Annotated in this window: 15 protein-coding genes and 1 riboswitch; of the genes, 12 read left to right on the top strand and 3 right to left on the bottom strand. The window is 46.1% G+C overall.

Annotated elements, in window-relative coordinates:
• Positions 1–92 precede the first annotated feature (92 nt).
• Entirely contained in the window at positions 93–3,218 is a 3,126-nt protein-coding gene (locus tag V1L65_RS04190; RefSeq protein ID WP_331697813.1) for an FAD-dependent oxidoreductase, read from the bottom strand.
• A gap of 328 nt (positions 3,219–3,546) precedes the next feature.
• The gene (locus tag V1L65_RS04185; RefSeq protein WP_331697812.1) at positions 3,547–3,753 is read right to left on the bottom strand and encodes a hypothetical protein; all 207 of its coding nucleotides are present in this window, start codon (positions 3,751–3,753) and stop codon (positions 3,547–3,549) included.
• A 335-nt stretch (positions 3,754–4,088) separates the two neighbouring features.
• On the opposite strand from V1L65_RS04185, the gene V1L65_RS04180 reads away from it, so the two are divergent.
• The 3 genes from V1L65_RS04180 to V1L65_RS04170 all read left to right on the top strand — a co-directional run bounded on the left by V1L65_RS04180 (position 4,089) and on the right by V1L65_RS04170 (position 7,516).
• Positions 4,089–4,508, top strand: a complete 420-nt coding sequence (locus tag V1L65_RS04180) for an RrF2 family transcriptional regulator (RefSeq protein WP_331697811.1) — start codon at positions 4,089–4,091, stop codon at positions 4,506–4,508.
• A 78-nt stretch (positions 4,509–4,586) separates the two neighbouring features.
• The gene (trxA, locus tag V1L65_RS04175) at positions 4,587–4,898 is read left to right on the top strand and encodes a thioredoxin (protein ID WP_331697810.1); all 312 of its coding nucleotides are present in this window, start codon (positions 4,587–4,589) and stop codon (positions 4,896–4,898) included.
• Between the two features lie 242 nt (positions 4,899–5,140).
• The gene (locus tag V1L65_RS04170) at positions 5,141–7,516 is read left to right on the top strand and encodes an S-layer homology domain-containing protein (RefSeq protein WP_331697809.1); all 2,376 of its coding nucleotides are present in this window, start codon (positions 5,141–5,143) and stop codon (positions 7,514–7,516) included.
• 63 nt (positions 7,517–7,579) lie between these two features.
• Here the strand turns inward: V1L65_RS04170 and V1L65_RS04165 are convergent, their stop codons facing one another.
• Complete coding sequence (locus tag V1L65_RS04165) at positions 7,580–9,586, bottom strand: methyl-accepting chemotaxis protein (protein WP_331697808.1); 2,007 nt, start codon at positions 9,584–9,586, stop codon at positions 7,580–7,582.
• A 391-nt stretch (positions 9,587–9,977) separates the two neighbouring features.
• Between V1L65_RS04165 and ychF the strand changes: the two genes are divergently transcribed.
• From ychF to rpiB, 9 genes are all read left to right on the top strand, one after another.
• Positions 9,978–11,078, top strand: a complete 1,101-nt coding sequence (gene ychF / locus V1L65_RS04160) for a redox-regulated ATPase YchF (RefSeq protein WP_331697807.1) — start codon at positions 9,978–9,980, stop codon at positions 11,076–11,078.
• 387 nt (positions 11,079–11,465) lie between these two features.
• Positions 11,466–12,542, top strand: coding sequence for a peptide chain release factor 1 (gene prfA, locus V1L65_RS04155; protein ID WP_331697806.1), 1,077 nt, complete (start codon positions 11,466–11,468; stop codon positions 12,540–12,542).
• A 787-nt stretch (positions 12,543–13,329) separates the two neighbouring features.
• On the top strand, positions 13,330–14,544 hold the full coding sequence (locus V1L65_RS04150) for a N5-glutamine methyltransferase family protein (RefSeq protein ID WP_331697805.1): 1,215 nt from the start codon (positions 13,330–13,332) through the stop codon (positions 14,542–14,544).
• Positions 14,545–14,723: 179 nt separating this feature from the next.
• Positions 14,724–15,449 (top strand): stage II sporulation protein R, encoded by a 726-nt coding sequence (gene spoIIR, locus V1L65_RS04145; RefSeq protein WP_331697804.1) that lies wholly within the window; start codon positions 14,724–14,726, stop codon positions 15,447–15,449.
• Positions 15,450–15,612: 163 nt separating this feature from the next.
• Positions 15,613–16,671 carry an L-threonylcarbamoyladenylate synthase gene (locus V1L65_RS04140; protein WP_331697803.1) on the top strand — a complete coding sequence of 353 codons (1,059 nt, stop codon included), beginning with the start codon at positions 15,613–15,615 and terminating at the stop codon, positions 16,669–16,671.
• A gap of 139 nt (positions 16,672–16,810) precedes the next feature.
• Positions 16,811–17,371, top strand: coding sequence for a manganese efflux pump MntP (locus V1L65_RS04135; protein WP_432504988.1), 561 nt, complete (start codon positions 16,811–16,813; stop codon positions 17,369–17,371).
• Positions 17,372–17,394: 23 nt separating this feature from the next.
• The gene (locus V1L65_RS04130) at positions 17,395–17,973 is read left to right on the top strand and encodes a low molecular weight protein arginine phosphatase (RefSeq protein ID WP_331697801.1); all 579 of its coding nucleotides are present in this window, start codon (positions 17,395–17,397) and stop codon (positions 17,971–17,973) included.
• A 397-nt stretch (positions 17,974–18,370) separates the two neighbouring features.
• A complete protein-coding gene (locus V1L65_RS04125; RefSeq protein ID WP_331697800.1) occupies positions 18,371–22,855 on the top strand; it encodes a lamin tail domain-containing protein in 4,485 nt (1,494 codons plus the stop codon).
• 65 nt (positions 22,856–22,920) lie between these two features.
• A riboswitch (ZMP/ZTP riboswitch) is annotated at positions 22,921–23,001 on the top strand.
• Positions 23,002–23,127: 126 nt separating this feature from the next.
• The gene (gene rpiB / locus V1L65_RS04120) at positions 23,128–23,568 is read left to right on the top strand and encodes a ribose 5-phosphate isomerase B (RefSeq protein WP_331697858.1); all 441 of its coding nucleotides are present in this window, start codon (positions 23,128–23,130) and stop codon (positions 23,566–23,568) included.
• Positions 23,569–23,608 lie beyond the last annotated feature (40 nt).

The raw sequence follows: 23,608 nt of genomic DNA, 5'->3' as shown, positions 1-23,608 counted from the left end.
ATACAAAGGGTGCCCTTTGACCTGGCGGTCTGGGGGCACCCTTTCTTAAAATATAAGAATTAATAAGTTGTAACAATTTACAGCTTGAAAAATTACTCGTAAACAACTCCAACATAGTACTCCACAACATCACGCAGCACCATAAAGAAGTCGCCGTTAGTCAGCTCCTGCTGGTTGGCAATGCCAGAGATCGTAGCTTCCTTTATCCAGCCCAGCTTCTTCATTTCATCCAATGTCAGCTCAGGGGCTTTAGCGTTGTCGATTGTATTGGCAATCGTTTTTACTGCTTGCTCTAACGTTAACAGCTGCTTGGCGGGCTCGTCGACGTTCGCAATTGCAACGGAAGGGTCGCCACTGAAATAATCGGCATGTGCTTTTTTCACGCGGCTCATGCTGTATACGATGCGCTGCATATTTGATTTGCCATCAAGATCAAATTGCTTGTTGTTATAATCACCGCTTGTAATCAGCATGCTGACTGCCGCTACAAGACTTTTATAAGCTTTATGGTTCATATAATAAGGCGTTTCGAATTTATTATACGTAAGGTCAACGCCTTGCTTTGTCAGTGTCTCACGAAGCTGGGCAACAAGCTCGTTCGAAGCAGAAAGCTCACGGAACGACAGCTTATTATCAACTGACAGCTTGGCTGCAACACCGGCTGCTTGAGCCGTCGCCATGCCCAGTGGGATTACACGCGCACTTCCATGCGGCAGAGAGTCAAAACTGGCGGCTCGTCCGACGACTAGCAGACCATCTACTTTTTGCGGCACTAAGCTGCGGAATGGCACGCCGTATTGTGCTGGAGACATAAGCACATAACCGCTGTCCAGATGACTTGCACTTTGAATGTCTACACTGTAGGAACCGTAAGCTATAGCGTCCGGGTGATCGCGGTTAGCGAGCACATCGCCCATCGTCAAGCGGTATTCGCCTTGAATATGGCGCGATTCGCGTATATATAGCTCGTCAAATGTATAGGCAAGCTCAAGGTCTTTCAGCTCTACGAAGTTTTCCTTCAGCCATGCCACAATTCTAGGCGCTTCTTCACGGCCAATCTCGATCGCTTCTTCGATAGATGCCGGATCTAACGGATCGATTTTAAAAATATGCATGGCGTTGATTAAGATGGTATCATCATTTTGTCTGCCTATATTCAAGCCGCGCATTTTGACGCGTTCCGGATTGCTGGATTCATAATCCTTGGCATCCGGGAAGCCCCAGGCGCTCATCGCGTCTATGCCTGTATCTTTATGGTTTGCGAAGGAATCCCAAATTTTTTGAGTAACTCCTTTGAGTGCAAAAACCATCGTGACAGCCATTTGAGCATCAGGATCTCCGATATCTTCCCGGCCGATTGTGAATGGAGCGCCTGCCGCCGCTGCGATATCGCCATCTTGTGTAGCATCGATGACAGAGCCGGCTGCAACGCTTAGCTGCGTGCCATCCTCTGCAACGATATTCATGCCTTGTACCAGGATGCTTCCGTCGGCCTGCATTTCAGTAATAGGCTCCATCGATTGCACTTTCATAAGCGTGTCAATGTTAGCTTCCTTCTTCACCATACTGTAGAATGCGTTGGCTGCTGTATTTACATCAAAAGAAGTGCCTTCTACTTGATCGTACCATTCCTGGAAAATGCCTTTGTTAAGGAAGATATGCTGCCCTGGTATTGCTGATTTCTTCGGTGAATAGTTAAGATCCAATGTATTCAATCCACCAACGGTCATTAAACCGCCCATAATTTCACGGTTTTTCCCGTCGACTAGAAGCACTTTAAGCCCGTTTCTTGCTGCCGATACAGCAGCGGCAACCCCTTCAGGGTCTGTTCCGGCTACAATGACATCATAACGTTCGGCTGGCGAGCCTACAGATTCAACTGCCATCAATTCCTGGCGCTTATTCGGATTAGTTGTTTCTTTAGCATTTTTGTACCAAAGGACAGCGCCCACAGCTGAAGCTGCAACGAATAAAACAATAATTGTAATAACTAGTTTCTTTTTAGATGAAGACTTTTTATTATCGCCATCTCCGGCAGCCGCTTCTCTTCCCCGATCCTGCAGCGGCATATTGGTTTTCTTCGGCAAGTTGCCGAACAATATCCAGGAAAAAGGCAGGTAACGCGCTGCGAGGCCAACGACAAGCCACGAAGCAACAATCATAAACAGCCAGCTTCCCAAGTAGCTCAAATGAGCAAGAATGGATGTGCTGAAGGACGGCATATATTTATCGTATACATACAAGAAATACATATGGATCAAATAAACGCCAAACGACAGCTGCCCAAAGCGGTAAAGCAGTTTTGTTATGCCAGCTGAGAAATAACGGTATATAAAATGTGCGGCTATAATAAGGAAGAGCGCAGTAAATATGGAATGGAAATTCCATAAAAACTCATACAGCAGTATGGGATAACGTGTGCCATACGCTCGGCTGTTGTGATAAATATGTACATGGGCAAAAGCCAGTACGAGCCAGCAGGCTGTAACAAATAAAATAAATCCGATTCGCTTAAAGCTTATATTTTTGCGAGTGAGCAAAAACCAGCTTTTAATTTTTGGATAGTAAATACCGAGTGCTGCGCCCGCCAAGTAAAAAGAAAAGTAAGATAGGGACCAGCTGCCTTTATTGCTTACGAATATCATTTTATTTTCGATGAGCAGAACGAATATCCATTGAACGGCGAAGCCGAGTGGAATAAGGAAATGGACAAGCCCTTTCCACATTTTTGTAAGCCATAGAAGTACAGGAAACATTAAATAAAATTGAATGCTAATAAATACAAAGTACAGATGCCAATAAGCGGTTCCCGTTCGAAGCTGCTTCCAAAAAAGGGATAATGATTCGGGCGTGAATATGTCCAGATTAGCTCCATTGCGTCTTAATACGAAATAAAATACGGAAAACACAACATACGGAATAATAATATAAAGTAATCTCTTCTTATAGAAGCTTCCGATCAGCCCCGCAGTAAGAGGCCTATTGTAGTAGCTGTAAAATAACACAAAGCTGCTAAGCAAAATAAATGTCGGTGTGCCAAACTTCATAAAAATGTTCGCAAAGTTATAAAAGTAGAAATAAGCTGATTCCTTCATCGTGATTGTAGCTGACGCGCTGGCATGGACAGATATAACGCCAATTATCGCCAATGCGCGAACGATTTGCAGCTCAGGAATAAGCGCTCTCTTGCCAGGCACTGCTTGGGATGGAGTGTTCATAGCTCAACCTTTCCAATCGTAGTAAATATTTAACAACGTCTAAATGGTATCATTACGCCATGGCTGATTGCAACATAAACAGGGCCGTAAAAATGCATTATATGCAATGTTTAATAGTTTTTTAAAAGGTTTAATACATTCTTAAAGTTATTTTATGATTTACAGGTAATCGCAGCAGTAAACAGCGTGAATATGCCAGTATACGGAAATGATTTAGAAAGAAGCATAAAGACAAAAAACAAGCCGACAGGGCTGCTTATGCCCCATCAGCTCAATGTACTGCTTTTAACGGCACCAGTCCAAAGGATGGCGGAGTCGTTTCTTCCTGTTACAGTTCTTTCTCAAATTGCTCAACTAGCTGTCTGGCTTTTTCTTCATCTTTGGCTTTTACGGATACTTTTTTTAAGTTCCCTTCTGTGGAGATTTTGGCTTTCAGTCCATTGCTTTTGAGTATGGCATATAGTCGGTCCATATCGTCTGCTCGCGAGCCGCTGGCTGTGCGAATGGCTATCCATTTGCCTCCAAACAATCCCATAGTCATCACCTCCCTCAAAACAATAGAGAGCTGCCGTAAGAGGACAGCTTTAATGTCAGGCTCTTACAGCCCTGAAAAATTTCATGCGTTTGTCAGACTCAAAAAGTCATTTCCTCTTGTATGTATACAACCGCAATAAAGAATTATGACAGCTTATGCAACAAAAATATTGCTCGTGCATACAAGCCTTAAAATTGGTTATTTGCAGTGCGTGCATATTTCAATTTAAGCTTAGGAATTCTAATGATGTTTGAACAAATTGATTATTCTGTTCACTTGACAAAGCTAACTGTAACGTTTAAGATTACAGTATAAAGCAGGGAGGCCAACTCACAGTGAATAGTGAATTTACGATTGCCGTGCATAGTCTCGTATATTTGGCATATTTGCCCGAGAGAATGGCCAGCAGTGAGATGATTGCAGATAATGTAGGAACGCATTCGGTGCGTGTTCGCAAAATTATGAGCGGTTTGCGGCGAAGCGGACTTGTCGATACGCGTGAAGGCTCCGGCGGAGGTTATCGCTTGACGACAGACCCGGAAGCTGTTACATTGGCTGATATTTACCGTATTATGGCGCAAGGCTCGCTTATTCCTAGCTGGTGCTCTGGAGATCCAGAGATGGATTGTGTAGTGGGCTCCAATATGAATCAAGTGATGTACGGCATTTTTTGCAAAGCGGAGAAGCATTTGGAGACCTATTTTCATGCGATCACATTGCAAGATGTGCTGCAGCAGATTAAGGATTGTGAGTAGCGATTCACAGGAATGGCTTAACAGCAGTGAGACGGGTAATCCCTTCATCATATTTATTGACTAGAGAGGATGATAGTAATGGCAGTAGCACTTACAAAAGATAATTTTAAACAAAGCATCGAAAACGGTGTTTCCCTTGTTGATTTCTGGGCGCCATGGTGCGGACCTTGCAAAATGCAGCTTCCAATCGTTGAGGAGCTTTCTTCTGAGCTGGAAGGCCAGGCGGTAATTGCAAAAATTAACGTTGACGAGGAGCCGGAATTGGCATCCCAATTCGGAGTTATGAGTATCCCGACGCTAATTTTGTTCAAAGACGGCCAGCCTGTTGATAAAATGGTTGGATTGCAAAGCAAGGATTCACTTAAAGCTAAAATTTCCGGCCAAATGTAAATTGAACGCGCGGTAAACGCGCTTTTCCAAAGAATAGCGAAGCCGTTTATCCTTGTGAAATGAAAAGAGCGAAACACAGGTTTTACTTGTGTCTCGCTCTTTTTTTTGCATGTACTGCTAGATATTTTATGAGAAAGTGGAATTTTTTTGCTCCAGGTGCAACATCGCTTGAATAGCTTTCGTTTGAAAATATAGGAAAGTGCAAGGGTGAATATAATGGAAATGCATAGGAGGTTGTGCCAATGAATCAGAAGTGGGGTAAACGATTATCGCTGTCGGTAGCTTTGGCGATGTCACTCAGCGTGTTGCCAACATCAGCATTTGCAGACAATGAAACGGCTCCAAGCAGCTCAAGCTCACCAGCGTTAAGCGATACTGCTGCAGGAGGGGACAATTCAACAGTGATTGATGACAAATCCGTAAAGCTAACCAAAAGCAAGGCAGAGCAGCTTGTCAGACAATATGTAAATATTCCGAAGGATTATACAGTTCAAAGCACAGGCTTATCGTCAGTTTCTTTAGCCGAAGGGAAGCGGCAGTATTGGAATATTGAATTCGTGAAGCGGGTTAACGGGAAGCATATGGGCAGCATCAATGCTTCTATTGACGCCAATTCCGGACAATTGATCGAATTCAATTCGTATGTGAACAATCCTTCAGTTAAGCCTACATACCCGCTAAAGGTTGACCGTGATGCCGCCAAGAAGCTGGCCGATGATTTTATTAAACAAATAGCTGCTGATTACAGCAGCGAGGTGAGATTTAATGAGCAGTATGGCAAGGAAGTTTTGCCGCCGTTAACCGGTCAGGTAAGACATATGCTTCGTTATGATCGAATCGTAAATGGCATAGCCTTTGCGGATAACAATATTTCAATAGAAGTGGATAGTGAAGGGCATGTTCAGCGGTTTAGCTTGAACTGGGATTCGACGGTCAAGTTTCCGAAGATAGGCAACTATTTGAACGAGCAGGAAGCGCGCCAGAAGATCGAACAGGCCGCTAGTCCGATTTTGAAGTATGTGCTTCCTTACGACAATAATGACGGCAAACCTATTCTTATAGAAGACCTTCAAGCTTTTGCTATTGATGCCGTAACCGGGAAGAAAAATACATCTGCTGACAGATACACCTTTTATCAAGGAACGCCATCTACGAGTCCAATAACGGATAAGCCGCTGGCGAGCGCTCCATTGAAAAAGGAAATATCAGAGAAGGATGCTGTTGCGGCGGTAGAAAAGGCGTTCAAGCTGCCTGATGGGGCAGAGCTGCAGCATTCCAGCTATTATGAGCATCAGAACGATCGTGTCAAGCAGACGGTCAAGCAATGGCATCTTAACTGGGCAGTGAAAGAAAAAGATAAGGAAGTAGGCTCATTTTCGGCTTCAGTCGATGCTTCGACCGGCACTGTAGTCAATTATTACGGCTATTATTACAATAGCTCTACTTCGGCAAATACAGGAACCCAGCTTACTCTCGATGAAGCTGTGGCCAAAGCAGAGCAGACGGTTAAGGAGCAGCTTCCGTGGCTGACGCATCAGCTTTATGTTGTTAAGCCTGATCCAAAGCAATTTGAGAAGCAGAAGCCTGAAGATAATTTCACTTACTATATAAACTTCGTTCGCAAGGTGCATGGCGCTATTGTGGAGTACGATAATGTAGGTGTAGCTATTGAAAGCAAAACAGGCAAAGTAACCAGCTTTGATGGATCTATTACGCCAATCGAGTATGCTGCTAAGACCCCAGATTTAATTTCTGGCAAGCAATCATTGGAGCGCTGGTTAGATTATTATAATATTCAGTTGATCTACAGGCTTGTACAGCAATACTGGCTGAATGGCTTGCCAATGCCAATTGAGAAATACAAAGTGATGCTTGCTTCCGGAGTTATACAGGATGACGTAGAAGTAAAGAATGAAGTAGAGCTTGTCTATCAGCTGGTTCCTCGTACGCTGAATGAGAGTGTATGGCTTAATGCGGTTACTGGAGAATGGATTACACGGGATAAAGGTGAGGTCACACAGCTTGATCTGCCGAAAGCGACTGATATTGCCGGCCATTGGGCGGAGCCACAGCTGGAGCTTATGATTTCATACAAGGCGCTTGATGTGAAGGAGGGACTTGTTCAGCCTAACAAGGAAGTAACCCGCGGCGAGCTGATTAAAATGCTTGTCCTGGCGCGCAATCGGGGAGAAGGCGTTTATATGACTGCGCAATCCAGCAAGCTGCTCTCAGGCGGTTCCTTTAATGATGTAGCAGCTGATTCAGCTTACTTCGCTTATGTAGAGAGCGCACTGGAGCAAAATCTGATTGATGTGGGAGACGGCTCCTTCAATCCGGAAGGTACGGTTTCCCGGGAAGATATGGCGGAGCTGATCGTACGGGCGCTAGGCTATAATACACTGGCCCAGCGTGAGAATATTTTCAAGGCAGAATTTAAGGATGCGGACAAAATCGATAAGAAAGGCCAGGTTGCGATCGTGGTCGGCCTTAATATTATGTCCCTGTCCAATGAGAGCTTTAGGCCTGACAAAAAAGTAACGCGTGCTGAAGCAGCGGCAGCCTTCTTCCGCTATTTGCAGCAGCGTGCTGAATTGCAGGAAGCTCCTATCCGCATGTAATTGAAAGAGGCGCTGCTCCGTTTTGGAGTCAGCGCCTTTTTCACCGTAAAACTGTATGTCCTTTTAAATTTTGAAAAGCTTCACTGATGATTGCAATTCCTCCGCCATTTTGGCCAGCATATTCGAGGCAGCTGCGATTTCTTCCATCGATGCATTTTGCTCCTCGGCAGCGGCGGCCACCTCCTGCGTACTGCCGGAGAAATCGCTCGTTATTTCCTGAACGAGATCGATGGAAGCAACCATCTCATTGGAGCCTTCGTGCAGCTGCTTAATTGCAGAAGCAATTTCTTGAATTTGTCCATATACCTGGCTAATGGAATGTGAAATCAACGTAAAGGATTGACCGGCTTCATTGCTCAGCTTAGTGCCTGTATGCACAGCAACGCTGCCTTCCTGCATGCTTGCTACGGCCAGCTGGATATCGGTTTGAATATCATGAATCAGCTCTCTGATTTGTTCAGCTGCTCTGCCGGATTGCTCCGCAAGCTTTCTAACCTCGTTCGCTACTACAGCAAAGCCCCGTCCTTGCTCGCCCGCCCTTGCAGCTTCTATAGCGGCATTGAGGGCAAGTAAATTGGTTTGACTGGAAATATCGGTTATAACGGATATAATGGCGTCAATTTCAGTTGATTTATTGCTTAGCTCGTTAACGGTAACCGAAATTTTGTCGGTTGTCTCTTCAATGTATTTCATTTGCTCAATAGATTGCCGCACAACTTGATTGCCATTTTCCGACGTTTGAACAGTTTCATCTGAAAGCTCGGTTACATGCTTACTAAGCTCTTTGATATGAAGAATACTACTGGACATTTGGCTTACAATTTCCTTGGAGCTAGACGTGTTCAGCACTTGTTGTTCTGCACCGGAAGCGATTGTCTGGGCAGAAACAGTTATTTGATCGGTCGCTTTGCTCGTTTCTTCGGCGCTGGCTGTCAGCTCCTCAGAAGAGGCGGCGACCTGCTCCGACGTAATGGCAACCTTGCCAATCAAGTCACGCAGGTTATTGCTCATCGTCTGAATATGGTTGCCAAGCTGCCCGATCTCATCTTTGCTTTTAAACAGCAGTGGCTCACCTGTCAAATCACCCGCGGATACTAGCTTGACTCGCTCAGTCACCTTTTTGATCGGCTTTGCTATTGTGCCGCTAACATAGACCGCTAAAATAATAACGATGGCTGCAGCAATACTCATGATAATAAACATATTGAATTGAATCTTGTTAGCGCTGGCTAACACATCGTTCATTTTCATGCTATAGAAAAGGTTATACCCTGTTTCTTTAACAGGAGAAAAAGCAATCAGATATTCAATTCCGTCCTCAGTGTTTTCTTCAACACCGACCTTGTTTTCTGTATTTTTCAAAATATCAGCATATTTTTGGCTGAAGTTTACTCCGTCAACTGATTTGCCAATCATGTCCGCATCGGAAATATGCTGAATCTGATTAAGCTTGTCCACTAAAATGATGTATGTGCTTGGATCCACTTCATGGATAAAGTTGCCGATAAAGGCTTCAAAGTTTAGTGAAGCGTAGAGGACGCCGATTGGATTTTTATCGGTATCAGTAATAGGGGAAGCGATGACTATAATCCGGTTGTTTGTTGATTTGGAGATGATGATGTCAGAGTAATAAGATTCGCCCTTCATAGCTGCCTGGAAATAATCACGATCCTCAAGTGTCATGCCAAGCGTGCTTTTGTCGGAGCCGGCTACTATAATTCCGTCCTTGCCTGTTACGCCAACCGATTCGTAAACGTCGGATTGGTCTTTAATTAAGGTTAAGTATGGTGTCATCCATTCTGGATTCATGGACCGCAAAGTATCGGTCATTGCAGACAGTGTAATTTCACTGAAGTGACGATAAAGCCACTGGTCCATTGCTTTCGTTTGGCTTTCTACAATACTTTTGAACGATTCCTTTTGATTTTTGACAAGTTCTTGCGAGCTTTGGCTATAGGTTAAAAAGGATGAAGAAATTAATGGAATCAGAGCTACAACCAAAAACCATAAGGTAAGCTTGCTTCGAATGCTGCGTAATTTGATGCTTTTCATTTTTGTACGTAAATTCATTGATTCAACCCCTCATGTCATTTCATTAGATGTTTTTCTATAACTTTGGCACAAGTAAATGCTGGAAACCCTCCTCAATCAATCGTGCCTCAATAATTGGAAAATAGCCCAATTATTGTTTTCGACAATATCATCAAATATCTTATCGGCAAATAAGTATAAGAATTATAGAATGAAAATTTGTTTTTTACACAATTTATGTATTTGATGTATATTATTTAAAATTTATTTTTGTAAAAGCAATAAGTGGCGCTCTATATTGGTTAGATGAAAAAAAGCAATTTTAGACGCATAGAGGCAATCAGGCCTAATCCAATCGCAGGACTTTAAAAGTGTTGTCTGCTCATGTATAATGACGTGAGTTACTATCGGAATAGGGGTGTCTTGAGAAATGGCATTAAAAGCAGGTATCGTCGGACTACCGAACGTCGGAAAATCCACATTGTTTAACGCAATTACACAGGCAGGAGCTGAATCTGCCAACTATCCATTTTGCACGATTGATCCTAATGTTGGTGTCGTAGAAGTGCCGGACGAGCGTTTGAATAAATTGGTAGAGCTTGTTGTACCGAAAAGCATTGTGCCGACGGCCTTTGAATTTGTTGATATAGCAGGTTTAGTAGCGGGTGCGAGCAAGGGCGAGGGGCTTGGCAATAAGTTTTTGGCGCATATTCGCGAGGTAGATGCGATTGTTCATGTCGTTCGCTGCTTCCAGGATGAAAATATTACACACGTAGCGGGCAAGGTTGATCCGATTAGCGATATTCAAACGATTAATCTGGAGCTTATTCTTGCTGATATTGAGTCTGTTGAGAAAAAAATAGAGCGTTCCCGCAAAAACCTGAAGAGCGGCGATAAAAAAATCGCGCAAGAGGTAGAGGTGCTGGAGCGTGTGAAGGAAGCTTTGTATCAGGACTTGCCTGCACGCAGTGTAGAGCTGTCTGATGATGAAAAACTGCTTGTTCGCGACCTGCATTTGCTGACGATGAAGCCTGTGCTTTATGCAGCTAACGTGAGCGAGGATGAGGTAGCCGATACAGATGGCAATGAGTATGTTCAAATCGTTCGTGAGTTTGCCGCTCAAGAGGGAGCAGAGGTCGTTCCGATCAGCGCGAAGGTTGAATCCGAAATTGCGGAGCTGGACGGCGACGATAAAGCAATGTTCCTGGAAGAGCTTGGCATGGCGGAGTCTGGGCTTAACCGTCTTATTCGCGCAGCCTATAAGCTGCTTGGCCTGTATACTTACTTTACTGCAGGTGTGCAAGAGGTTCGTGCCTGGACAATCGTAAATGGAACAAAGGCGCCGCAGGCGGCCGGCGTTATTCATACCGATTTTGAGCGCGGCTTTATTCGCGCTGAGGTTGTATCATTCGAGGATTTAGCGGCTGCAGGCTCAATGGCGGTTGTGCGCGAGAAGGGACAGCTTCGTCTGGAAGGCAAAGATTACGTCGTTCGCGACGGCGATGTTATGCATTTCCGCTTCAACGTTTAATAACCGAATAAAATACTGCTGCATATGATAAACAGCATACGATTAAATGGCCAGTCATACAAAATGACTGGCTTTTTAAAATGTAAAAAGTGTAATTTTCTATAAACTGTTCTTATCATTCATCGGTAAACGCGCCTTTTCAAAGGAGTGAAGCCGTTTATCCTTGAATTTAAGAAGTGTAAGTTTTTCCTTACGCCTGTTCTTTTATTTCCGTGTAACCGTGCTTCCTTAGCCATGACGCCAAAAACGTTTAAACGAGCAGGTAGATTATCTTGACTATACGGTCATAATTATATGTAAGTGACAAGTTAAAACACTTGTCGGAGCCTCCTACTCGTATGTTATAATAAAGAAATATCCTAGAGGAATAGACCGAGGTGAATAATTGTGTTAGACCGTTTGCAAGCACTCGCAGACCGATATGAGAAGCTAAGTGAGCTATTGTGCGACCCGGATGTAGCTTCCGACCCAAAGCGTCTTAGAGACCTGTCCAAGGAGCAGTCGGATTTGCAAGAGGCGTATGAAGCATTTACAGAATATAAACAAGTTTCAGAGCAATTGGAAGATGCTAAGCAGATGCTTGGCGAAAAGCTGGACGATGAAATGCGCGAGATGGTTAAGATGGAAATCGATGAGCTGTCAGAGCGCAAAGAATCGCTAGAAGAGCAAATCCGTATCCTGCTGCTGCCGAAAGATCCTAATGACGATAAAAACGTAATTATGGAAATTCGCGGCGCCGCAGGCGGCGATGAGGCAGCTCTATTCGCTTATGAGCTTTACCGTATGTATACCAAATTCGCTGATGCGCAAGGCTGGCGGGTTGAGCTTATGGACTTTAGCGAAAATGACCTGGGCGGCTTCAAAGAGGTCATCTTCATGGTTAACGGAAAAGGTGCCTACAGCAAGCTTAAATATGAGAGCGGAGCACATCGCGTGCAGCGTATTCCAGTAACAGAATCAGGCGGCCGTATTCATACCTCAACATCAACCGTAGCAGTTATGCCGGAGGTTGAAGAGGTTGAGGTTGAAATCTTGGATAAGGACATTCGGGTGGATACGTTCTGTTCCAGCGGGGCAGGCGGACAGTCCGTTAATACGACCAAATCTGCTGTTCGCGTGCTTCACGTGCCAACAGGCATTATGGCGACATGCCAAGATGGCAAATCGCAAAATGACAATAAGACAAGAGCGCTTCAAGTATTGCGCGCACGTATTTATGACGTACGCCGCCAGGAAGAAGAAGCAAAGTATGCAGGCGAGCGCAAGAGCAAGGTCGGAACAGGCGATCGCAGTGAACGCATACGCACGTATAACTTCCCGCAAAGCCGCGTGACTGATCATCGCATCAACTTGACGCTGCATAAGCTTGATTCCGTAATGAATGGCGACATTAATGAAATTGTTTCCTCGCTGACCATTGCTGAGCAGGCTGAGCTTATGGAAAAGGAATCCATGGGAATTTAATAAAGGCGAATTAAACGCTGAATTGCTGTGAGCTTGCCTTGGCAGGTTTCTAGGCATTCAGCGTTTTGTTTACAGTAAGGAGCAGTATAGCGTAGAGGTACAGCGGTACAGTACCGCAGATTAGTGTGGTGATAAGTGCAGTGATAAGGTGCATCAGGCAGAGTTGCGATAAGTGCAGTGATAAGGTGCAGTATACAGTGCGGCAGTACAATGTGATGGACATAGGATAGTGGCAGGTGCAAGTGATACAGCAGTGCAGTGTACCTATAGTCTCAGAGCCGTAACGGTTGTGAGGAGGGTGTCGATTCATTGTGGGCAACGATTGATAAGCAATAAGAAAGGGGAACGAAGAGTAAGATTGGGAATGGAGAAGCGGCAGCGTCCGCCTTTGTAGGTCAATTTTATCCTTTACAGGGGTTATTTCATCAAAAAAATTGGACTACAACAGCGGTCGGAATCCCAATCTTGATCGCAGTGTCACCCCTTCTATTGCTTGTTGCTACTATCCACAATGAATCGACAGTCTCCCTGCGACCGTTAGGTTTTGAAAGGTGCTGATTTCCTCACAATAGCGCTTGCTACAACCGTTAGAGTTTGGCACAAGCTATAACCATTAGATTCTGGCACAAGCTGATTAGCTAACAATAGTGATCGATTTGTGGAGGCTGTCGATTATGTACCGTTAGGTTTTGGAACGAGCCGGTTTTCGTACGATAGCGTATCAAGATCGAGTACCTTAAAGGCAAAACACTGGATTAAAGGCAAAATACTGGAGTGTGAACACAAAATGAGTGAAGCCATAGAGTGGGGGCAAGGGGAAACGTTGTTTATAGCTGTTCAGACTGCTGCCAGGCTGCTGGAAGCGAGCGGCGTGGAGGAGGCTCGCAGCAATGCCGAGCTGCTGCTGCTGCATGTGCTGCAGCTCGATCGTTCGGCGCTGCTCTTTGCCTGGCATGATCCGTTTCCGCAGGATAAACGGGCGGAATGGGCCGAGCTGCTGCAGCGCAAGGCAGCTGGCGAGCCGATCCAATACATGATCGGCAGCCAGTGGTTTTTCGGACGGGAATTTCATGTTTCCCCGTCCGTACTTATCCCGCGGCCGGAAACGGAGCTGCTTGTAGAGGCGGTTTTGGCCGCCGCAGACGAGCTGTGGCCGCAGGCCGGCGCAGGTGTTGGAAGCGGCGCGGTAGCTGGCGGCACAGGTGCGAGCGTTGGAAGCGGCGCGGTAGCTGGCGACGCAGGTGCGAGCGTTGGAAGCGGCGAGAAGGCTGATGGCATAAGAGCGGGCAGCAATAACTGGGAGCGCGCTAATGAAGCAGCTGGAGCGGATGTGCCGGATGGAGCGAGTGTAGAGGATAAAGCTGCGGGGGAAGCGACAGTGTCGCATGGTGCGGAAGCAAGTGAAATAGGCGGAGCGGGCGTTGATGCGGCCTCCGAAGACAAGCCCGCTCATGCATTATCCGTGCCGATGATAGCCGACATCGGCACAGGCAGCGGCGCTATCGCCGTGACGCTCGCAGCTGAGCGGCACGGCTGGCAGGTATGCGCGTCCGACTTGTCAGAGGACGCGCTCGAGGTCGCCCGCGGCAATGCGGCCAGGCACGGAGCCGGCCGCATTGCCTTCCTGCAGGGCGACCTGCTTGCGCCGCTGCTGGGCGAGCCGGCGCAAAGGCTCGAGCACGCCGGCGTGCCGGTCGACGTGCTCGTATCCAATCCGCCGTATATACCGGCGGCGGATATGGAGGGCTTGCAGCGCGAGGTGCGCGACTTTGAGCCGCATCTCGCGCTGGTTGGCGGTACGGATGGATTGGACCCGTACCGCAGCATGCTGCAAACCTTGGCGCGGCTGGAGGAGCGGCCGCGAATCGTAGCCTTTGAGCTGGGCATTCACCAGCCCCGTGTCGTAGCGGATATGATGAAGCAGCTCGGCTGCTGGGATGATATCCGCATTATTACGGATTACGGCGGAATTGAACGCCATATTATAGCTGTAAGACGTTAAAGCTTGTTACATGAAGCAACCCTCTTATTCGGCAAATAAGAGGGTTGCTAGTGAAAATTAATTTGATAAAAAAGAGTTTGCTAGGTTTATAGATTAGATGATTGGGACATAATGACGGATAGAGACGTTCCGGAACGCAAGCGAATGCACTGACGGGTGCGCGAGAGGAGCTTGTGACAATGTCCCATTCATATACAACTGCATCATATTATCAAAATTATAAAAGAAACCGCCCTTATAGATTTGCTTACCGTTCTTCCTATGGTTTTATCGTTTTTGCTATTATCCTATTAATTATGAGCTGGGAATCCCAACAAATCGATGCTGCAATCACTGGCGGCGCCATACCTGAGGAAGCCATTCGTCTTCGTATTTTGGCAAATTCGGATAAGCCTGAGGATCAGCTTGTGAAGCGGGTAGTCAGAGATGAAATTGTAAACGCGATGAATAGCTGGGCGAAAGGCCTGGATTCTATAGATCAAGCAAGAGAAACGATTGCGAAAAACATTGCTGAATTGGAGCAAATCGTTAAGCGGACGCTTGAAAGCAGAGGTTATGACTATGGCTTCAAGGTCGAGCTGGGACAAGTAGAGTTTCCTGCTAAAATGTATGGCAATGTGATCTATCCTGCAGGGCAGTACGAAGCCCTTCGCATTTCATTAGGCGAAGCTGAAGGACAAAACTGGTGGTGTGTATTGTTTCCGCCGCTATGCTTCGTGGATTCAGCATCAGGCGAAGCATCTGTAAAGACAGCCAGCGCAGAGGCAGACGGAAAGTTGCAGGCAGGAGCAGGTCAAGCAGTGGTCAAAACGGATAGTAACGCGGATAGCGCTGAACCGGAAGTGAAGTTTTTCTTATGGGAAATATTGCAATCATTCATTAATTGGATCAAATCATTGTTTTAGAACCTGAATCTGCATAACTCTCCCCCTTATTCGTTCAACCCCCTCGCCCTCCAAGGCTGAGGGGGTTGCTGTTCATTGAGCTGTACTAACTACGGATGAATGTTGGATATGATATAATTAAGGTATATATATTTATACTAATTTCAAGGATAGAAGGATAGAGATGACACGAACGAAGGTTTGGACTGCAGATCCCTCTAATTGCCAGGAGGATAATTTGGCAGAAGCCGCTTTGCTGCTGCAGCAGGGAGCAGTAGTAGCCTTTCCTACAGAAACGGTGTACGGACTTGGCGCGGATGCGCGCAACAGTGCTGCAGTAGCACGTATTTTTGAGGCGAAAGGAAGACCGTCAGATAATCCGCTGATCGTTCATATCGCCAGTCAGACACAGCTGGAGGAGCTGGTATTGCCATATTCACAGCTTGTTCAGAAGCTGATGGATGCGTTCTGGCCTGGTCCGCTTACTATTGTGCTGCCTGTAAGGTCAAATCGTCTATCGCCGCTAGTAACCGCACAGCTGCCTACCGTTGGAGTGCGTATTCCGGATCACCCGGTAGCGCTGTCGCTGCTGCGCAAGGCTGATTGTCCGGTTGCGGCTCCAAGCGCTAATCGCTCTGGAAAGCCGAGTCCTACAGCTGCCGAGCATGTCATTAGCGATTTGACTGGACGAATTGATGGTGTTGTGGATGGCGGAGTGACTGGCGTTGGGCTGGAATCAACTGTCATTGAGGTGGCAGAGGATGATACCGTAACGATTTTGCGGCCTGGCGGAGTGACGGAGGAGGAGCTGCGGGCAGCAGCAGGGGATGCCCGTATCAAAAGTGCATTAACGGTGATTGATGAAGCAGCTGCGCCGCGCTCTCCGGGCATGAAATATACGCATTATGCACCTGACGGCCAGCTTCAGCTGGTACAAGGAGAGCAGTCTAGTGTAATGGCTTATATGCAAAGTGAAGTTGACGCTGCAAGAAAGCGGGGAGAGAAAACTGCTTTACTAGTATTCGAAGAGAATACAGGTTTAGTCCACGCAGATTGTATGGCCAGCCTTGGCAGCCGTGAGCAGCTGCAGGAAGGTGCGCACCGGCTGTATGCAGCCCTGCGTTATTTCGATCAAGAGGGAATTGAACGGATCTGGTCAGAATGCTGTAGCAGGCAAGGCATCGGGGAGGCGCTTATGAATCGTTTGCTTAAGGCCGCCGGCAACAATGTTTTTCATGTTTAAAGGGCCTGTCTTTACACTGGAAAAGTGTTGTAATCTTCAAACTGCCTGTTGACGTAAAAAGCTGTTATCAAAATCATTAAGTATGTTTGTCCCATTGTCCGCATAAGTTGGAGTAAGTCTTGCGGATATGGGGGAGATTATTTTGATAGAAGCAATTGGCGCCGGGCAAGTGATTACGCTTATTATTATTGCGCTGGCTCTAGGATTTGATGCTTTCTCATTAGGTCTGGGCATCGGGATGAGAGGCATTCGGTTGTGGCATATCGCCAGGCTAGGCTTTTTAATCGGGCTTTTCCATTTTTTAATGCCGGTATTCGGCATGATGATGGGACGTTGGGTCAATCAATTGCTTGGTGATGTTGCAGTGACGCTGGCAGGCTGTTTATTTATTCTGCTAGGGGTGCATATGATTTACAGCTCCTTCAAAAGCGAGAGCAAATCAATATTTAATCATTACAGCTTCTGGGGTATGATTGTAATAGCCTTTAGCGTAAGTGTGGATGCATTTTCGGTTGGCGTCACATTAGGCATGTTTTCAGCTGATTTTTGGCTTACAATATTATTGATAGGCATGCTGGGAGGAGTTATGTCAGTGCTTGGATTGCTGCTTGGGCGCAAGGTAAGCGGGAAGCTCGGCGAGTATGGCGAAGCTTGCGGAGGAGCAATATTGCTAGGTTTTGGCATCCTGTTTATGCTATAGCTTATAGATAGGGAGGCAGCAAAATGATGAAAAGGATTTTATTAGTATGCACAGGCAATACATGCCGTTCGCCTATGGCTGAAGCTATGCTTAGACGAATGGCAGCATATAGAAGAATTACGCTGGCGGTTCGCTCTGCAGGTGTTTCTACAATGGATGGAATGCCGATTTCGGTTCCTGCTCTGGAATCGCTGCGCAAGCGCGAAATTGAACATACAGGCACATCAAGAGCATTAACGCTAGAGGTGGTCGATTGGGCAGATCTTATTCTGACGATGACCTCCAGTCATAAGAGGAGCCTGCTGCAATGGTTTCCGCAGGCGGTGGACAAGACCTATACGCTGAAGGAGTTTGCGTATCAGGATGAGCAGCTGCTGGAAGATATAGCAGAGCTGGAGAAATTATATGGCGAGATGCAAATTCAGCAGGCGCTCGGCGGACAATTGACTGACCAGGATCGCAAAAGGCTGCTGGAGCTGGAGAAGCGCATACCGAGCTTTGATATTGCCGATCCGTTTGGCGGCTCGCAGACTATTTATGATGAGTGCTCGTTTGAGATTGAGGAAGCACTGGAGAAACTGCTGGACAAGCTGAAGAAATAATCAGCTTTAATGCATGCAATAACAGTCTATGAATATACGGTTATTATTCAACTGTATTGAAAATATGCCTTGTTTTTTATTTGAAACAGATTTTATGTGAGAGAGACGACTGTTAAAATCCGATAAATGGATGGAGGGCGTCTCTTTTTTTATATTATTTTTTTGTTAAAGATGAAGAATAAGAAGGAGTTTGCTTGCTTTTCTCGAACTACAAACAATGTCGATTAAATGGAACTTTTTATTCTTCAAATAATACATCAAATTGATTTATTATGTATGAAAAAGCAATCGCATTTAATCGATGTTTCCTATCCGAATAAGAAGGAAGGTGGATAACAGCGGCAGCTTGCAATTCATATTAATCACAATATGAAGGGAGTAATTATAATCTATGTTTATGACAAGTTGGAAACGTAAAATTTCAATGCTTCTTGCAACAAGCCTGCTAGCTGGTTCGATTGTTGTATCCGGCCAACCAGCGGCCGCCATCGGTACCGAGCCTCCCCATTTATTAATTACAGAGATAGTCCCGGATTCGGCGGATGTCGGCGTCGAAGACGGCTATGAGTTTGTTGAAATTTATAATAACTCAAACAAGCCGGTCAATATTAAAGACTATATGATTATTTATCGTTATCCCGATACAACAGCTAATGACCGCTATTGGAGGCCATTTTCATCTTCGACGGTAATACCGTCAAAAGGTGTGCTTGTGCTATGGACGATGACGGAAGCCAACCGCAATTTAACAGTTGCAAACTTCAATACTAATTATGGTACTTCACTGGTCGAAAATAGTACCCTTGTGCGTATGCCAGGCGGCATGCATGATGTGCGGGATCGTGTAATGGTGCTGGCCACCAATACCGGTTTGGAAATTGCGACTGCGCGCTATAACCAGGGAGCTATTGTAACAAGCCCGAATAAAGGTTTGCAGTATGGAACGCCAGATCCGGGAAGCAAAGCGATGAAGCTGCTTACTCCACAAGCTGTTACAGCAACTCCGGGAGTGGTGAGCGCCAATCAGGTGCCTGCCCAGCCTAATACGGTTGCCGCGGACAGTATAGCTCCAGTGGCGGTGGATTTAACTCCGGCCTCTGTTCCAGACCTAATGAAGCCGATAGAACTGACCTTGCAGGCTACCGATGACAAGATGGTGGCAACTGCAGCACTTAAATATAAGGCAGCTTCAGACACAGCATACAAAACCGCTTATATGATCAAAGGCAGCGATGATGTATATAAGCACGCGCTCAGCTATGAGGAGTGGTACGGCAGTCCGACGCTTACCTATTATTTCGAAGTGTCGGACGGCACGAATACGGTAACAACAAGCGTGAAAACGATCTCTTTAACAGGAAGCGCAGCGGCCTTGAATTTAAATGTTAAAAATTACGATACGCTGTCAGGAAGCAAGGTTATTTTTGCAGATGGCGGTTCGCCGGATAATTTAACGCTAACCATTGATGGCACAGGCGGCAACAAGGCACTGACGGGAAAAGCAACCTTGAAGTTTGATGTTCAAGGCGTCGATGCTGGTCAAAACGTTGTTACGATGGGAAGTAAGACGTTAGGCACCTTTAAGCATAAAACAAACTATGAGACGGTTTCCGTTGCGATGAATGCCGATGAGTTTGTTTTGGGAAGCGCAAATACGATAGCGATCCGGGCAGGCTCCGTGAATAGGCCTTATTTTGAAGATAATCCTGAAACCGGTCTGGATGATTTCAGCGTACGCAACATCCGCCTCGTTTTGGCAAATGGGCTGGAACTGCGAGCTGCTGGCTATACGAACACGACTACAGTTTGGAATATGGGTGATGATGGTGAGTTTCTTCCCGTTATTTACTTAAACTTTACGATTCCGAGCAATCAATGGGTACAGGATCTGCCAATTGAGAAAACGCTTACAGAAATGCCGAAGCTCGTTTTCGAGGCCAAAAGCATTGATGCCGGCCAAAATGTGATAGCAGTAGGCAATGAAGTCGTGCAGCTTATACCGAAAGGCACAACCTCGTATGCTACTGTAACCGTTCCGATGAGCCCAAGATTTTTTAAATACGGTCAAGCTAACCCTATCGCTTTCCGGGCTGGCTCTGTGAACCGTCCTTATTTTGAGAATACGCCAGAGGGCGGACTTGATGACTTCGATATTCGCAATGTACGTTTGGAATTTTCTGATGGCACGGTAGTCAGAGATCCGCAGTATGCGAATCCGACATTGAATTTTGATATGGGCGATGATGGGCGTTTCCTGCCTGTCGTTTATTTCAATTTCTCTATTCCAGAGAGCAAGTGGGAAAAGCGCCCTGTTAAAAAAGCGATTAGCAAGCCTGCTTATTTTGTATTTGAAGCAAATGGCATTGATAAAGGGCAGACCTTTGTAACGATTGGCGAGGAAAAAATAAAGATGATTCCGTGGAATACATCTGGATTTTCAACGATAGTAGTACCTATAAGCCCTGAGTATTTACAATATGGCGAAAAAATACCTATTGCTATTCGGGCAGGCTCGGGAACGAAAACCTATTTTGAGCATGATCCTGCCGAAGCAGTCGATGATTATGATATTCGTAATGTACGTCTTATTCTTTCTGACGGCACAGTAATTAGAGATCCGCTGTATGCTAGCCCGACTGTAGTTCTTGATATGGGTGACAACGGCCGTTTCTTGCCGATTGTATATTTTAACTTTCCAATACCTGAGGCAAAATGGAATGCGATTTCCTACCGGTGGAATACGGCCGGAGTGACTGACGGCCCTCATCAAGTCAAAGTAATGAAAGGAACGTCCCAGTTTACAGCTAATGTAACAACGGATAACAGCGGACCGGTTATTTCAACCAATATAGGAAATAACCAAAATTTCAAAGGTTTGTTTACGATTCAAGCCGAGGCCAGCGACGTTTCCCAGGTAGCGTCTATGGAGGTAACACTTGACGGGGCAGCAATTACAGTTCCATATACGACATCCTCAGGCCTATTAACCCCTGGAGCGCATGTGCTGAACATTGTTGCAAAGGACAAGCTGGGTCTTACGGCAACAAAAAACGTCTCATTCACAACCCCGGTTGAGAATCCGCATCAGCCGGAGCTTATAGCTCCACTGGATGGCTCGACCGATGTAAGCACGAACGCTAACTTGCAGGTGAAGGTAACGGATCCGTCGGGTGATGCGATGGAAGTGAAATTCTATCGCGGACAGCTCATTGATGCGAGCAGTGACGCTATGACGATTTACACAAATTCAGCAGATCGCGAGCCGCCGCTTACGATTGCAGCTCCAGGGGAAACCCAGCTTGGGACAGCAGATAAGTTCAAAATGTCAGCATCGGATAATACTTATATGACAACAGATTCAACGACAGCGTTCCCTTATCATCGCTTTGAGGTGGAAGTCGGCAGCCAGATTGGCACCGGTGATACCATTGAGCTGAATTGGGAAGGCCATTCGCTGGCTGGCCGCAAGGTAACGATGTATGCCTGGAGTAATACAGCTAATAAGTGGGAAGCATTAACTTCGCATATCGCTCAAAATACGAGTGATTTTGCGCTGGCTGCTTCGATAGATGCGGGCAACTATGTCAATAGCGGAAAAATTCAAGTCATGGTGCAGGATTTAATCCCTGCGCGCAGCCAGTATGATTATACTTTTGTCGTTATGCCGGACACGCAGCTTTATACAGAAATATATCCGTCTCATTTCCAGGACCAGGTCGAATGGATTCGTGATAATAAGACGGCCATGAACATTCAATATGTCGCGCATGTTGGGGACATCGTTAACACAACACCGAATTTGGATCAATGGAACAGAGCTGACCAATATATGCAGGTGCTGGAGGATGCGAATATTCCATACGGCGTTGCGGCGGGCAATCATGATGTTCATGATGGCGGCGTAACAGGCGAGCCGCCTGACTATACGCTGTTCAATCAGTTCTTTGGCGAAAATCGCTTTAAGGACAAGCCATATTACGGCGGATCTTATTTGGATAACCGGGGTCATTATGATCTGATTTCCGCAAGCGGCAACGATTATATTTTTGTTTATGTAGGCTGGGGACTTGATCAAGGCACAATCGACTGGACCAATGAGGTGCTTCAGCAATATCCTGAACGCAAAGGCGTCATCGTTACGCATGAATACTTGAATGCGCAAGCAGCGCGCTCAGCCACAGGAAACAAGCTGTATAATGAGGTAGTCGTGCCGAACTCCAATGTCGAGCTGGTTATTAGCGGACATTTTACTGGCAGTGCAGTCCGTAGCGATGCAATCGATGACAATAAGGATGGCATTGCAGATCGTACCGTGCATCAAATGCTTGCAGATTACCAAGGTGTCGGTGAAGGAGGCTCGGGTTATTTGAAGCTTCTCCATTTCGATACGCAAACGAATCGGGTATATGTGAACACCTATTCTCCCGTGCTTAATGATTATAACTACTACGAGCCTGCGAAGGATGAGTGGACGCTGACTATGAACTTGGCACCGCTTGTAAAGCGGGTAGCTACAGACAAATTCGAGGTGCGCGTATTGACCGATGAGCAAATTGGCAGCACTGTGCAAGCGGCAAGCGGCGCGACAGCTCAAGCAGCTTGGAATGGACTTGCGGCCAATGCGACCTATTATTGGTATGCAGTTGCAGAAGATTTATTTGGAGGCCGCACCGCATCCTCGCTTTGGAAATTCCAAACAGGAGCTGGGGCAGCGCTGTTAGGAGAACAAGAACAAACGATTGATGACAATGCAGAAGGGCAAGCGCCGGACGGTGAGGGCGACGATCAAGCGCCAGTGGAAGAGGAAGTACCTGATCAGGATGCCGGGAAGAACGGCGAAGATGCAGGGCAGATGGGAGAAGAGACCAGTCCGATTGCCTAATCTGCAGAATAGCCTTTTAAAGGATTGATTTTTGTCAAAATATCAGCTATGATGAAATCAAATTAAGACCCCGATGTAACTGGCGACGGAAGTGGGTAACCACGGTGGAGCATTGGGGTATACGGCCGGTCGCCTGGGCAAAGAGCAAGCATGCTTTAGCATGTTTTGCTCTTTTTTCGTTTTTCTGTCGAAAAAAAGGTATACTAGCATCATCAGGACAACCAAGTTTCATGCAACTATTACATCAAATGAATACAAGGAAGGTGCTTATGATGAAAATTATGATTGGAGCCGATCATGGCGGCTACCGTTTGAAAAATGAATTGATTTCTTTTATCGAATCGCTGGGTCACACTGTAGAGGATGTTGGCAGCAACTGCGATCAATCGGTTGACTATCCTGATTACGCACTTCCGGTATGCACAGCAGTTGCAGAAGGGAAAGCAGACCGCGGCATTCTAGTATGCGGCACTGGCATCGGCATGTCGATAGCTGCTAATAAGGTAAAAGGCATCCGCTGCGCGCTTGTGCATGATTTATTTTCAGCTAAAGCGACTCGAGATCATAATAATACGAATGTGCTTGCTATGGGCGAGCGTGTTATCGGGCCTGGACTCGCACAGGAAATTGTTCGGGTATGGCTGGAAACACCATTCTCCGAAGGCGAACGCCACGTAGGACGAATCAATAAAGTAATGAGCATCGAGCAATAGAAGCTCATTAGGAATAAGCAACTTTTCTATCTTTGATTAG

It is taken from the genome of Paenibacillus sp. IITD108 (genome assembly GCF_036541265.1).
Taxonomy (GTDB): Bacteria; Bacillota; Bacilli; order Paenibacillales; family Paenibacillaceae; genus Pristimantibacillus.
The sequence above is the reverse complement of the archived record's forward strand: the minus strand, read 5'-3'. Positions and strand labels throughout refer to the sequence as shown.